A 14,168-nucleotide genomic window follows, 5' to 3' on the forward strand; every position below is an offset into this window, starting at 1 on the left:
GACGGGGGCCGGGGCGGAACCCGGGAAGAGAAGAGCTAGGCTGCCCGTCGCGCGGGCGCGGCCAGGAGGTAGTCGCCCATCGGGCCGAGGTTCTCGGCAATCAGGCGGTCGGCGAGCCGTGCCGCCGGAGGAACGTGCCGGGGCAGGCCGCGGGCCAGCCATTGGACGAAGCGCAGCTTCCAGCCGGGGCCGGGGCCCGGTTCGAGGTGGTCAAGGAGCGCGTGGATGTTGCGCGCGGAGTAGAAGTGCGCCGGGTCGACGACGGTGGCGAACATGCCGACCATGTCCCGCCCGTGTGTGGGGCTGCGGCTCATGGCGCGGATGAAGGCGATCTCCTCCCGCGTATGGTTCGCGATCACCGCGTGGTCGCAGGTGTAGCGGTAGTGCCCGGTCACCATCTCGTCGCGCCGCCGCTCGTAGCGGGCGAGCGCGTCCGGCAGCGGGGTGCGCCCCGACAGGCCGGAGTCGATCGCCTCGGCGAGCAGTTCCGCGCCCCGCAGCCCGTAGGTGATGCCGGAGGCGGTGATCGGGTCGCGGGTGTAGCCGGCGTCGCCGACGAGTGCCCAGCCGGGGCCGTGGGAGCGGCGCAGGAAGTTGGGGACCGCGCCCGTCAGCCACTTGTCGACCCGCTTGGTCTCGCGCAGCATCCGGGCCCGCTCGGGGTCCACCTCGGCGAACGCGGAGATGACCGTACGGTCGCGCTCCTCCGCGCTGCCGGCCTTGAAGTCGCCGACGGGCAGGGCCACTCCGACGATGGTCAGGCCGTCGTGCGTCGGCCAGGTGAAGGTGTGCTTGCCCGCGTGGCGGTAGGTGCGGACCTTCCCGTCGTGCGGGATGCCCTCCCAGTAGGACCAGTGGCTCTTGTTGAGCACGGGCCGCGTGGCGTACTTCTCCGCGCCGACGAGGCGGGCGACGGTGGAGTTGGAGCCGTCGGCGCCCACCACGAGGCGGGCGTGTTCGACGGCGGTGACGCGCTCGCCGGACTCGCCGCGCACACCGGTGACGGTGCCGTCCTCGTCCTTGAGGAGTTCGCGGAGGGAGAAGCCCTCACGGAACTCGGCACCGGCCTCGATCGCCGCCTCCAGCAGGATGCGGTCGAGTTCGGCGCGGTCCGGGGAGTACGCCTCGTCCACGCCGTCGACGGCCGGGAGGCGGGCCATGAGCTGCGCCGGGCCGCTCTTGAGGCCGTACTCGCGGATGGGCGGGCAGCCGGTGTCGGTCAGCCGGTCGAGCAGGCCCCAGTTCTTCAGCCGGAGGATGCCCGGCGGGTGGACCAGATTGGTGGCCGCGGCCTTCCCGCCCGGGAAGGTGGCGCGGTCGAGGAGCAGGACCTTGTATCCCGCTTTCGCGAGCAGCATGGCCGTGGAGGCGCCGCCGACCCGCGCTCCCACCACAATCACGTCGTACATGTACGTCCCCCATGTCGTGCGGTTTTCCGGCTGGTCGCCGAAGAACCGGTGGTGCTTTGCCGCTGTCTCTCTCAGCGCGGGTTCTTCACGAGCTCGCCGTCCCGCGGCAGCTCCGTCTCCTGTGTCCCGCCCTGTGCCGCGACGTGCTTGCCCCGGGAGCGGCGGGGGGCGGTGAGGATGGCGAGACAGCCCAGGGCCGCGAAGCCGGCGCCCACCCAGGAGGCGGGGACGAGGCCGTCGACGAACTGCTGCGGCGTCCCGTATCCGCCCTGCGCGGTGAAGACCGAGGTGAGGACGGCGACTCCGAAGACGCCGCCGAGTTCACGGAAGGTGTTGTTGGCTCCGGAGGCGATGCCCTGGTCGCGTGGGGCGACGACGTTCATCGCCATCTCGGCCACGGGCGCGAAGAACAGCCCGAGGCCGATCCCGCCCAGCACCAGGCCGGGCACCTCGTCGGAGTAGGCGGTGTGCGGGCCGACCACGGAGGCGAGCCAGGCGAGCGCGACGGCCTCGGCCAGCAGGCCGACCGCGACCACGATGCGGTTGCCGATCCGCGCGGTGAGCAGGGCGGCGATCGGGGCGACCACGACCGGCATGGCCGTCCAGGGCAGCATCCGTACGCCCGCTCCCAGCGGGGAGAAACCCTGGATGTTCTGCATGAACTGGGTCAGCAGGAACACGAGCCCGAACATCGCGGCGAACATCATCAGGCTGGCCACGTTGACGGCGCTGAACGAACGGTTGCGGAACAGCCGCAGCGGCAGCATGGGATGGCGGGCGCGCGCTTCCCAGAGCACGAAGGCGACGAGCAGCACCACCCCGCCGATCAGGGAGACCAGCACCTTGCCGCTGGTCCAGCCGTCATCGGTGGTGCGTACCAGGGCGAAGACCACGCCGAACATGCCGAGGATGACCAGCACGGTGCCGCCGATGTCCAGGGAGCTCTCGGGGTGGGTGCTCTCGGCGAGCTTCCACGCGCCCAGCAGCAGCACCACGATGCCGATCGGCACATTGATCCAGAAGATCCACTGCCAGGAGATCTTCTCTACGACGGTGCCGCCGATCACGGGACCGAGGGCGACGGCGAGGCCGCTGAGCGCGCCCCAGATCCCGAGGGCCATGCCGCGCTTGCGCTCGGGCACCGCGGCGGTCAGCAGGGTCAGGGTCAGGGGCATCACGATGGCCGCGCCGAAGCCCTGTACGGCGCGGGCGACGATCAACTGCCCGGAGGAGTCGGACAGGGCGCAGGCGGCGGACGCCGCGGTGAAGACGACCAGGCCCACCAGGAACATCCGGCGGCGCCCGAAGCGGTCACCCGCCGCGGCGCCGGCCATCAGGAACACCGCGAAGGCCAGGGTGTAGGCGTTCACCGTCCATTCGAGGTCCTGCAGGCTCGTGTCGAGGGACTCCCGGATGGCGGGCAGCGCGGTGATCACGACGAGGTTGTCGAGCGCTGCCATGAAGACCGCGAGCCCGGTCACGATGAGGGTCCAGACGGGGTTTCCGCGTGGACCTGACCGACTCAGCATGAGGGACCCTTCGTATGAGTGGACGGCGTGGAGGTGCCGGTGGAGCGGGCGGTGGCCGCGGTGGTGGGCCCGGACGGCGCGGACAGGGTGTCCAGAGCCTCGCGCCACAGATCCGCCAGCCGGTCGGCCCCGGGAAGTCTGCGGTCGTAGAGGAAGCTCACCCGGACCCGGGAGCCGCAGGAGAGCAGCGCCACGGAGAGGGCGTTGCCTGGCAGGAGCATGCCGAGCGGTATCGCGTCGATCACGGGGTCGCCCTTGAAGGACAGGAAGGCCGACTGGCGGTGGTTCGAGGCGTAGAGCGGGGAGGAGCGGGGGCTGAGCAGGCGCCTGACGGCCCATCGGGTCAGAGCCGCCGGCAGCAGGGCGACCAGCGCCCGGCTCGCGGGGCGCAGGCTCCGCGACCGCATCCGGTGGGTGCCCTCGACGAGATCCGCGAACGCCGCGTCGCTGCGCAGCCCCTGGCCGGGGAGTGCGACGACCGCCGTGGTGAAGTGGTTCCCGGGAGCCGCCTCCTCGCCCGTGCGCCGGGTGCTCAGGGGTATCCGGACGGGTACGGGCGACGCGCGGAAGACGGACCGCACCCCGCCCTTCTCCCCCGTGGCACTCCAGGTGGCGAGCGCGCCCCGGAGCGCCATGAGGAAGGCGTCGTTGAACGTGCCGCCGAACCGCTGTCCCAGCACGCCGAGTTCGCGCCGGGTCGCGCTCGTGCTGCACACGGCGAGGTGGCCGGGGCGGGGTTCGGGGGCCTTGGGCCAGCGCCGGACGGGCAGCAGTCCGCGCACCAGGCCGGCGCTCACGCTCAGCGTCCCGCGGACCAGTTCGTCGGGGCACGCCCCGAAGAGCGGTCCCTGCTCGTCCCGGCCCGTCCGCTGCGGTTCCGTACCGTCGCCGAACAGGGACCCGACGACGTGCACGGCACCCATGCCGTCCTCGGTGCTGTGGTGGACGCGGTAGCACACCGCGTACTCCTCGGGCGCGTAGCCGTGGACGAGGTGGAGGGACCACATCGGTCCGTCGCCGCGCGGCAGTGGCAGTCGTACGAGGGCAGTCAGCACCTCGTCCAGCGTGGTATCCGCGGGGAACTCCTCCTCCCTCAGGTGGTCGCGTATGTCGAAGCAGGCGCTGGGCACTTGGTACGCCCGGCCCGATGCGGTGGTCGTCCGGCAGGTCAGCCGTGGCAGGCCGGGCAGCCTGGCCACGAGGTGGTCGTGGAGCTCCGCCAGTGAGGGCGGGCTGCCGCGGAACCTCAGGAACTGGCCGTGGGTCAGGCCGGGTTCCCGGCCCATGGAGAGGAAGACCTCGTCGATCGGGTTGAGTGGGCGTTTCAATTCCGCTCCCAGTCGAGCACTTCGGGGGACAGTGCGCCGGTGCCGTGCGGGTGCGCGAGGGGCATGGAGCCGCGGAAGTCTGTGGCGGCGGCCGGAGACCTGGAAAGCCGATACTCCGCGGAGGGTTTTCCCGGGCCGGCGTTCGCGCACTCTCCCCCGTGCTCTCCGAGCCGCCGTGTGAATGACTCTAGCGAGCGACGATCATCCGGGGGACTGTACCTTGGTACAGGAACCGGTAGGTGTGGGCCACCAGACCGGCCTGCAGCCTGGATTCCACGCGCAATTTGCCGAGCACGCGGGCCACATGGAACTTGACCGTGCGTTCCGTCACATTCATCCGTTGCGCGATGCCGCGATTCGACAGCCCCTCGCCGAGGAGCTCGAAGACCTCGAGCTCACGCTCGGACAGCAGGTCGACGCGCTCCGACTCCCGCTGCCAGGGCACCACTTCGACGTGGTCGACGGCTGTGTGGGTGGCGCGGGACGCGCCGCGCGCGACCGAGGCGTACGAACACGTGGCAACGGTACAGGACACAGAAATTCCCCCTTTTGACGAAGCCCGGGCGTGGGAGCACCGGCTTTCGTGAAACCCAGTATCAGAGGTTCGCGACACGCCCTGTCAAGGAATCCCGCCGCTCTCCCGCGGGGCGGGAAACGGATACGCGTTTTCCGGTTTCCCGCCCCGCGAGAAACGGCATTCCAGGAGCGCGCTGCCACGTTTTCCATGCCGATTGCGCAACGAAAAGTTAACCTCGGGGAAACTCAGTAGGAACTGGCGGTCTCTGCCGACCAGGCGCCGTGGCCGCCCGCCCGGCTGAACCCGTCGGCCGCCCGCTTGGTGGCACGGACCAGACCCGGCCGGCCCGGGAGGCGGTCCTTGGGCTTGAGCACCACGACGGCCCCCATGATGAGCCCGTCCCAGCGCACCGGGGCCGCGCAGCCGAGCCACCCGGCCGCGCACTCCTCCACGTCGAAGGCGACCCCCTGGGCCCGTACGTCCTTGAGGGACAGCAGGAGTTCGGCGTTGTCACGGTAGGCCCCCGGACCCGCGCCCGCCGGGGCCGGCTCCTCCAGGACGGCCTCCTGGATGATCCCGGGCAGGTGGGCGAGTATGGCACGGCCCGCGGCGCCCGTGCGCAGCGACTGGGAGACCTCGAGGAAGGCCCGGTGACCGATGCCCAGTTCGGACAGGTCGGAGTCGCCGACGGCCATGTCCAGGCACTGCTTCCTGGCCCCGCCGAAGGGCGCCAGCGCGAAGAGGAAGGCCAGCCCCTCGTCGGTCTCCGCGCGCAGCTCCTCCAGGAGAGCGTGCGAGACACGGGTATTGGGGGCGTGCGACAGCGCCTTCAGGCCGAGCCGTGCGGCACCGGAGCCGAGCCGGTAGAGGCCGCGGCCCTCGCGGGCGAACGTGCCGTCGTGGACACCGGACTGGAGAATGCGATGGACGGTGGAGTCGTCCAGCCCGGTTATCTCGGCCAATTCGCCCGGGCCGTGCACCTGTCCCTCGATCTCGGTGAACGCCCGCTGGACCCGGAACACCCGGTCGGCATGGGTACTTCCTCCTATAGCGCCGCTCCTGCCCATGAAGTCCGCTACCCCCCTGGTTGTCCTCGCGCGGTGATCAACCGCGGTCCACAGGCTAACCACTTCCGGCCGCGAACCAGGAGCTCGTCAGGGCACGCCGGACAAGCGGAACGTGAAACGGAATCTTTACCCTGGGCTGCGGCGGGACAGCGGCCGGCACCTCACCGGCCCGGCCCACGGACCTCACCGCGCAGCACGGAAACTCGGCATCGGGGCCACATCTCCCCCCACCGCCCCCGCGCCCCGCGCCGGGAAAGCCCGTCGGGGTCGTCCGCGGCGCCAAGACCGCCACGGCCGCGAACGGCACCACGCACACCGGCATCGGCACCGGCCCCGGCCCCGGCATCGCCACCAGCACCGGGGCCTACGACACGCCCGCCACGGCGAACGGCGCGGCGGCCAGGGCCGCGAGCAGCGTGCCGACGAGAGCCGGGACGACCGCGTGCTGGATCATCAGCACACGGAAGCGGAACGGTGACCGCGTGGCGCGTCGGACATCGTCGGATCCCCGCCCGGCGGGTTCGGTGAGCGCGTCCGCCGCGACACAGCCGACCGGCAGGACCACCGCGAGCCACAGCGTCCCGGCCCGCCGCCGAGCCGCGTTCCGAGAGCGGCAGCCGAGGTGGCGAAGACGGACACGCTCTGCCCCGAGGCGAGAGCATCTCCACCATGTCACCCGGCGGCTGCGCTCGTCGGTCTGCCCTGCTCAGAACGTACCGTGCTGTGCGAGGTTGCCCAAAGCCCGCCTGAGTTCCCGCAGGAAAGCGGCTTTCGTGTCATGGGCCCGAGGTGTGTCGGCGTGGATGGAATTCATGTACAGGCCGGTATCGCAGCGATGGAGCCATAGGCAATAGCCGTCGGTCCGCGAGACCCATACATGCTTTTTCGCGTTGCGGGCCACGTGGTGCTGCGCCCCTGGCGAGCGCCGGAAGTCGAGGTAGGAGAAAAAGTTCACGGCGTACGGCCAGAAGAGGATCTCCGTGTACTCCCGCGGGGCCAGTAACTGCCAGGCCTTCACGAACGGAACGTCGACATTCTGCTGCATCTCCTCGATAGCATTCCGCACGTTGGCCATGACGGCACCGAGGTCCGGTTCTTCGGCTACGGAGAAGGCGATGGGCATTGTGTTGACGAACCACCCCATGCTGTGAGCATAAGGCCCGGTTCCGCGATTACTGACCGGCATGATTCCCCGGTAGACAGCGGATCCTCCTTGCCTTTTGAGGGCGACCGCGACAGATGCCAGGAGTCCCATGAAGAACCTGCCTTCCACTCTGCGGCATGCGGCGTCCAGACTCCCGACCATGTCCGCGGCGAGCAGATGGTCAGTCACGTTGGTCGGGGGGTACAGACGCCCGGGCTCCACACCCAGGTCCAGAGAGAAGGCGGGGAAGAACTCTCCTGTATCGGCCATGAACGACTTGTAGTAATCGAGGCGTGGGTCGTCGATTCTCAGGGAGCTGTTTCTGCGGCGCTGCTCGCGACTGAATTCCAGGTAGCTGCCGACCTCGGGCAGATCCGGGCTTCGGCCGCTGATGAAGGCGTCATAGGCGGTGGCGATGTCATGTACGGCAATCGGCGTGGACAGACCGTCGGTCACCAGGTGGTCGCAGGCGAACCATACCGTCGCGGAGTCGTCCCTCAGCACGGCGCCCATCAGGATCAACGGCCACGCCAGGGGGTCGAGTGTGCAAAACGTCTGGTGCAGGTACTCACGCACCCCGGTGGCGGAATCGGCGAACCCCGCCTCGTACTCCTCAAGGCTCACGTCGTCTGGCCCCAGGATGTCGCAGGCCACGTCGCCGATGAGCGGCTGGTAGACACCGCGCAACACCTCGTGGCGTCGAACGAAGTACAGCAGGGCTGCGCCAAGAGCCGCACGATCAATCCGGCCGTGAAGGTCGAAGGTCCCGGCGACATAGGAAATGACGGTGTCGTTCACTTTGCGAGCATCCTCGGCAACGGTGAAGTGCTTCGCCTGGTTGTACGACGTGGTATCCGGCCGGGCTTGGCGGGCCGGCCCTGGCATATTCGGCGACACCACCCTCCACTCGACGAGGCGACCCGGCGCGATGTCCACATGCTCGACGGATACCTGAATCACAAGACCTCCTGACGCTTTCGGCATGGCGCACGCCACCTCAGTTTCGGCAATGCCGACACGAGGGACATCCTGGGACTCCAGGTATGCCGGAAACCCGCCACGGGATGATCTTGCGGCCTGGGTGTGCGTGCGGCGCGCGTATCGCTTCATACCCGCCATCAAGGGCCACTTCGTCCCCCTGGCTCCTGTGGATGCGTCCACCTCACCGGAATGGGGGAGCCTGGTGAAACCGAGAGCCGGCCGGGCGTGCCGTGGCCGGCTGCTGAGCCGTTTCTCAGCAATGACCAGTCGCGAGAGTTCTGCGAGGGTTCCGCGAGAGCGCCGGAGCCGATGACGTTTCCACGGATCGCGATGTGCAGAAGTCCTCTCACAACCAAGGTGTCGACTCGCCAGACCGGTTGGTCACCGGATGGGTCGTCGGCGCGGTCGACCGTGCTGCCTCGGCCGGGACACGCCGAATCCGCCCTCGGTCGGATCGCCGAGACCCGGCCCGTCCCCAGAGAGCGGGGATACACAGCGTCTTGCTGTCCTCGCACGGGAGGTACTGCCGGATCAGCCCGGCCTGACGATCACCAGCCTCGGGGCCTTCTGCGATCTCGGGAAGTGAACCGATCACGCAGAGCGACGACCAGCGGGCGCTCGAACGGGCGGGGCGGTCCGCCGATGCCCCCGGCCGCCTGGTCGGCGCTGATTACTGGGGTTCGTGGGCCGTCAGGTCGATGAGGTGACGTTTGCCTTGCAGCAGGCAGGTGATCTCCCACCCCGTGCGCTTGCCGACGCCCCCCTGGGCGGGCACGTGCAGGCGCTCGGCCAGTTCGGCGACGTACAGGTGGACCGATGCCTCGATGAGCGCCGCGTAGGCGTTCACACCGCTGCGCATACGGAGCCGGGCGGTAACGTACGCGGTGGCGGCCAGCGGCAGTGCGGGCCACCACCAGACCGCGAGGGCCGCGTACATGATCGACCAGGCCACCAGGGTGGTGGCCCGGTCGAGGGCTTCGCGCGCCGTTTCGATCTGCCGGCGCGGGGCGTCCGGGAGGAGCTGCCACAGGGCGGGCCACACCGTGGCCAGGTCCAGGTCCAGGTCGCGGGCGAGGCGCAGGGTGACGGCGTGCATCCGGTCGCCGGACCAGGTGGGCCGATGGGGCTCCTCGGGCGAGACGCGGGTCACGGCGAGCCGGGCCGGCCCCAGGTCCGTCCCGCCGCCGGGCGTGCCGGAGGCCAGCAGCTCACCGGAACGCCGCCGCTCCCGCTCGTAGGCGGCCATGGCGTCGGCGCGCCGCTGCCGGCGCTTGTCCACCCGCCACCGTGCGAGGGCACGCAGCGGCCGGGGCCAGGAGCCCCAGTCGGCCGCGAACCACAGGCGCTCCACGAGTGAGCCGAGCGTCTGGGCCACGAGGCCCACGGCGGCGGCCAGCAGTGCCACGGCCAGTAGGAGGAGCGCGAGTCGTGCTCCGGCTCCCGCTCCGGGCGCCGGGCGCCACGTCTGTGCCTCGCTGATGAGGAGATTCAGGTCGAGGGCGTGGATGTGGCCGAGCGTCCGGGCGGTGAAGGCGGCGGCCAGGAACAGCGCGCCGGGGAGCACCAGCAGGGACATCCACCGCTCGGCCAGGCGTTTGCCCAGCTCCGTGAGCAGGCCGCCCATCTCAGCCCTTGACCCAGCGCAGCGGGACCTGCCCCATCTGGCAGCGCGGGGCCTGCCGCATGGTGGGCTCCGCCCACTCCACGCGTGCGCAGGCGCTCAGGGGGCAGAGGAAGGCGACATCGGTTTCGGCGGCGGGCCCCACGCCGACGGGCCCGGGCTCGGGAAGCGTGCGGGCGCTGGGCCCGTAGGCGCCGCGCGCGTCGCCGTTCGCGCGAATGATCCGGTCGATGATGTCGAGTGGCGTCGCAGGGTCCTCGTTGCCGTCGACGACGGCACGTTTCAACCGGTCGAGTTCCTCGGTCCGGCCCAGTTCGGTCAGGTGTTCACGCAGTTCGTCGAGATGTTCGCAGACGTACGACAGGCCTTGCCTGATTTTTGCGGTCGATTCTTCCTCTGCCATCCCGACTCCCTCCGCGCGCCGGCGCTTTCAGGGCATCATGCGTGAACGGGGCGACAGCGAAACATAGTTGGGGGCGGCTGTGGTGGGCGATCCGGGCCGGACATCACGTGACGAGCTGCTGGCGAGGGCTGTGCGGGCCTTGGGGCCCTCCTGCGACCCGGACCCCGCCTTGATGGCCGACCTGGCGCGGCTGGTCGCCGGCGATCCCACGGACGGGCAGGTCATGATCGTCCTCGGCCATCTGTACTGGTACCGGTACGGACGGCACGGTGCGCGGTGCGATCTCGACGACGCGGTGCGCATGCTGGCTCCGCACTTCCTCCCCGACCGGATGGTCCTCATCCCCCACGGTCTCAGGACGGAGATCGCGGACGCGTACGGCACGAAAGTGGACACCCGGCTCGCCCAGGTTCTCACCGGCGAGGGGGACGTCGGGGAGAACCTGTCCGAGCTCGCCGCGTGGTGCCGGTTCCTGCTGGAGTACGCGGACCCGGACAACGACCGGTACGGCGTCCATCTGGGCGGCTTGGGGACGGTGCTGTACGCGCGGTACGACGTCCTGGGCGACGTCAATGCTTTGTTCCAGGCCATCGGCCTTCTGAGCCGGGCTGCGCGGGTCACGCCGGCCGGCCACCGGAGCGGGCCGGGCATTCGGGGCAACCCCGCCATCGCCCTGGCCCGTCGCCACGGGCTCACCGGGTCCGTCAACGACCTGCGCACCGCGTTCGAGGCATGCGTCCTCGCGCTGCGGGAGCCCTTCACCACCGCTGAGCGGGACGGTCTCATGGGGATGCTCACCTCGTTGCTGCGCGACCGGGTCCTTCGTGCGCGGGCGGAACACCGGTGGGACGACGTGCTGGCAGCGGGCCGCGCGGTCATGGACTTCCCCGAGTTGCGCTCGTACGCGCGGGAGGCGGTCGCGGAAGGCATGGAGAAGCGCTTCTCGACGGGCTCCGACCGGGCGGACCTGGACGAGGCGATCCGGCAATGGACGGCGCTTGAGCACGAGGTGCCCGACACGTACACGGCGCATCAACGTGCGTACCCGACGATAAGGCGGGCCAACGCCTACTGGCTGCGATACCAGCACGACCACCAGCCGGACGATCTGGACGCCGTGGTCGACGCCCACGAGCAGGCGCTGGCCCTCATCCCGGACGACGACACCACCCTGTGCTGGGAACTTCTCCGCAAACTGGCCATCGCCCTCCTGGAGCGCATCGAGCGGCAGCCGACCGCCGACGACGACGTGGGGCGGGCCGTCACGGTGATCCGTGCCGGACTGGCCGACCGGGACGGCCACCAGGCGTCGCCCCACCTCCGGGCCGTCCTGACCCGCGCGCTCACCCGGGCCCTGTGGTTCCGGTACTTCCTCGCGCGCCGGCCCGAGGACCTCGACGAAGCCGCTGAGCTTCTGGATTCGGCCGCCGTCCGCGAGGTGTCCTCGGCCGACGACGTGCTGCTGTTCGGCTGGCTGGCCACCCAGGTGCACCGCGCCCGGTACCGCGCGGGCCAGGGGCTCGACTCGCTCCGGAAGTCGGTCGCCGCCGGCCGCGAGGCGCTCGGGGCGGCCCCGGAAGTCCATCCCGCCCGCCCCGGTGTGCTGGTGCAGCTCGGTGTGTCCCTGACCTACCTCTACCAGCACACCGGGGACCTCGCGGCGTTGGACGAGGCGGCCGACCGCGACCGCGAGGCCGTGCGGACCGTGGGCGAGGACCAGCTCCACGGCACCGTCGGAATGGACGCCCTGTACTACCTCGGCACGGCCCTGGCCGAACGGGGCGCCCGCACCGGCAGCCTCGACGACCTGAACGACGCCGTGCGGACACTGCGGCGGCTGCACACCACTGCCGCTGCCATCGAAACCCGGGAGCTGCACGGGCTCGGGTTCGCGCTCATGCGGCTCTACGAGCGCACCCATGACTCCACACAACTGGACGAGGCCGTGGACCTGCTGCGGCGCGCGGTGAAGTCGTGGCAACCGGACAAGTTCGAGGCCTCGATCGTGCTGTCGGGGGCCAGCAACGCGCTCTTGCGCCGTTACGGCCACAGCGGCCGAGCGGCCGATCTGGACGAGGCCCTGGTGTACGCACGGCGCGCCGCCGACGCGCTGCCGACGAACGACCCGGTCACGCTGCCGACGCTCACCTCTCTGGTGGTCGCACTCCTGGAGGAGCGGCGGCGCAATCCCGAACGGGTCGATGTAGACGACCTCGTTGCCCTGTGCCGGCGCGTCCTCGACCTCGCACCGCCCGACCACGCCGCCCTCGGGATGTTCCACCACAACCTGGGGATCGCCCACAAGGAACAGGCCGAGGCGACCGAACCCGACGCGGTGATTCAGGCGTTCGACGAGCTCACCGGCCAGACGACGATCCCCTTCGGCATCGTGGCGGCCGTCGCATCTCCAAAATGCAGCCCGCAGCGAGACCCTCGCGGCGTCCCAACGCATCCGCTCGGCACAAGCGGCCGCGGTCATGCTCTATCCCGTGGACGTGCTGGCCGCCCTCGAACTCCTGACGTACGCCGTCGAACTGATCCCCCTCACCGCGCCGCGCCGGATCGCGCGGGCCGATCAGCAACACGCGGTGAAGGACCACTCGGCCCTGGTCACCTTCACCGCGGCCGCGGCCCTCGACGCGGGTGAGCAGCGGCACCCACACGTGCCGTACCTGCCCCTCCTGCCGCACGCCGCGCACAGCGCCCTGCGGCCTCTGGAACAGGGGCGCACGGTCCTCCTCAGCCAGATGCTCGACACCCGCGGCGACATCTCCGACCTGCGGCAGCGCCATCCCAAGCTCGCCGACCGCTTCGTAGACCTGCGCAACCTCCTCGACAGCGAGGACAACACGACCCTGGGCCGCCCCCGGGCCGCCACCGAACTCACGGCCACGATCGAGGAGATCCGCGGCCTGGAGGGCTTCACCTCGTTCGCCCGGCCGCCGGAGCCCGAGGCGCTCCTCGCCACGGCGGAAGAGGGGCCGATCGTGGTGTTCAACTGCGACGAGACACGCTGCGACGCCCTCCTGGTCACCAGCGGCGATGTGCGGCACCTGCCGCTGCCCCGCCTCTCCCACGCGGAGCTGACCTCACAGGCCGACCTCTTCCACCACACGCTCGCCGTCATCGCGGACCCGCAGACCCACTGGCGTGTTCAACAGGAGGCGCAGCGGACCCTGAACGGCATCCTGGGATGGCTCTGGGACGTGGCCGCGGAGCCGGTCCTGCTGGCGTTGGGCATCGGCCCGGGTTCCGGGCGCGGCGGTGAGCCGCCCCGTGTGTGGTGGTCCCCCGGCGGCCTGCTGGGCTCGCTGCCGCTGCACGCCGCCGGGCACCACGCCGAATCCGCCGGGGGCTGTGGCCGTACGGTCCTGGACCGGGTCGTGTCCTCGTACACGCCCACGATCCGTGCCCTGCGGCATGCCCGGCGCCCGCGGCCGGCCGGTGGCGGGCCGGGGCGCTCGCTGATCGTCGCCATGCCGGCCACCCCGGGCGCCCCTCCGCTCTTCGGGGCCTCGGAGGAGGCGGCCGCGGTGGCGGCGGTGCTGCCGGACCCGACGGTCCTCACCGGTGCAGCCACACGGGCCGCGGTCTTGGCCGGGCTCGTCGACGCCCGGGTCATCCACCTGGCGTGCCACGCGGTCACCGACGCCGTCGATCCCTCGCGCAGCCGACTGCTGCTGTCCGACCACCGGACGAGGGCGCTGAACGTCGCCGGGATCGCCTCCGTGGCGCTGGAGCGGGCCGAGCTGGCCTACCTGTCGGCCTGCCGGACGACCTACACCGCCGCGCCGGATCTCCTGGACGAAGCCATCCACCTGACCAGCGCGTTCCAACTGGCCGGTTTCCGCCATGTGGTGGGCACGCTGTGGGAGGTGGACGACGTGACCTCGGCGACGGTGGCGAAGGCCTTCTACGCCTCCTTGTCGGACACCGAGGGCCTGCACTGCGCCCGTTCCGCGGCCGCGCTCCGGACGTCGGTCCTGGCGCTGCGCGACGAGTTCCCCGGCACCCCCTCGCTCTGGGCCGGGTACCTGCACGCGGGGGCCTGACCCACCCCCGGTCCACACGCCGCAGCCACCGCGCCGGCGAGTGCCCGCCCCAGTGGTGGGCGACCGCCGGAACAGCGAGGCTCAGGACGCGGAACTCGTTGATATGCCGTCATCGCC

10 protein-coding genes are annotated in these 14,168 nt (G+C 70.7%); 2 read left to right on the plus strand and 8 right to left on the minus strand.

Going from position 1 to position 14,168, the window contains the following annotated elements; translation table 11 throughout:
- Nucleotides 1-35: 35 nt before the first annotated feature.
- From ACZ6X9_RS28635 to ACZ6X9_RS28670, 8 genes are all read right to left on the minus strand, one after another.
- A complete protein-coding gene (locus ACZ6X9_RS28635; protein ID WP_469780903.1) occupies nucleotides 36-1,409 on the minus strand; it encodes an NAD(P)/FAD-dependent oxidoreductase in 1,374 nt (457 codons plus the stop codon).
- Nucleotides 1,410-1,480: 71 nt separating this feature from the next.
- Nucleotides 1,481-2,938: an MFS transporter gene (locus ACZ6X9_RS28640; protein ID WP_469780904.1), complete on the minus strand. Its 1,458-nt coding sequence runs from the start codon at nucleotides 2,936-2,938 to the stop codon at nucleotides 1,481-1,483.
- Nucleotides 2,932-4,266, minus strand: coding sequence for a wax ester/triacylglycerol synthase domain-containing protein (locus ACZ6X9_RS28645; protein ID WP_469780905.1), 1,335 nt, complete (start codon nucleotides 4,264-4,266; stop codon nucleotides 2,932-2,934). The genes ACZ6X9_RS28640 and ACZ6X9_RS28645 overlap by 7 nt, the downstream gene beginning before the upstream one ends.
- A 187-nt stretch (nucleotides 4,267-4,453) precedes the next feature.
- Entirely contained in the window at nucleotides 4,454-4,801 is a 348-nt protein-coding gene (locus tag ACZ6X9_RS28650; RefSeq protein ID WP_469780906.1) for a response regulator transcription factor, read from the minus strand.
- Between the two features lie 227 nt (nucleotides 4,802-5,028).
- Nucleotides 5,029-5,850: an IclR family transcriptional regulator gene (locus tag ACZ6X9_RS28655; RefSeq protein ID WP_469780907.1), complete on the minus strand. Its 822-nt coding sequence runs from the start codon at nucleotides 5,848-5,850 to the stop codon at nucleotides 5,029-5,031.
- A gap of 706 nt (nucleotides 5,851-6,556) precedes the next feature.
- Nucleotides 6,557-7,954, minus strand: a complete 1,398-nt coding sequence (locus tag ACZ6X9_RS28660; RefSeq protein WP_469780908.1) for a condensation domain-containing protein — start codon at nucleotides 7,952-7,954, stop codon at nucleotides 6,557-6,559.
- A 691-nt stretch (nucleotides 7,955-8,645) separates the two neighbouring features.
- The gene (locus tag ACZ6X9_RS28665) at nucleotides 8,646-9,599 is read right to left on the minus strand and encodes a hypothetical protein (RefSeq protein WP_469780909.1); all 954 of its coding nucleotides are present in this window, start codon (nucleotides 9,597-9,599) and stop codon (nucleotides 8,646-8,648) included.
- 1 nt (nucleotide 9,600) lies between these two features.
- Complete coding sequence (locus ACZ6X9_RS28670; RefSeq protein WP_469780910.1) at nucleotides 9,601-9,999, minus strand: hypothetical protein; 399 nt, start codon at nucleotides 9,997-9,999, stop codon at nucleotides 9,601-9,603.
- Nucleotides 10,000-10,171: 172 nt separating this feature from the next.
- On the opposite strand from ACZ6X9_RS28670, the gene ACZ6X9_RS28675 reads away from it, so the two are divergent.
- Nucleotides 10,172-12,646, plus strand: coding sequence for a hypothetical protein (locus ACZ6X9_RS28675; RefSeq protein WP_469780911.1), 2,475 nt, complete (start codon nucleotides 10,172-10,174; stop codon nucleotides 12,644-12,646).
- A gap of 100 nt (nucleotides 12,647-12,746) precedes the next feature.
- Nucleotides 12,747-14,051 carry a CHAT domain-containing protein gene (locus tag ACZ6X9_RS28680; RefSeq protein WP_469781025.1) on the plus strand — a complete coding sequence of 435 codons (1,305 nt, stop codon included), beginning with the start codon at nucleotides 12,747-12,749 and terminating at the stop codon, nucleotides 14,049-14,051.
- Nucleotides 14,052-14,168 lie beyond the last annotated feature (117 nt).

The sequence above is a fragment of the Streptomyces sp. NPDC052910 genome, from assembly GCF_055585605.1.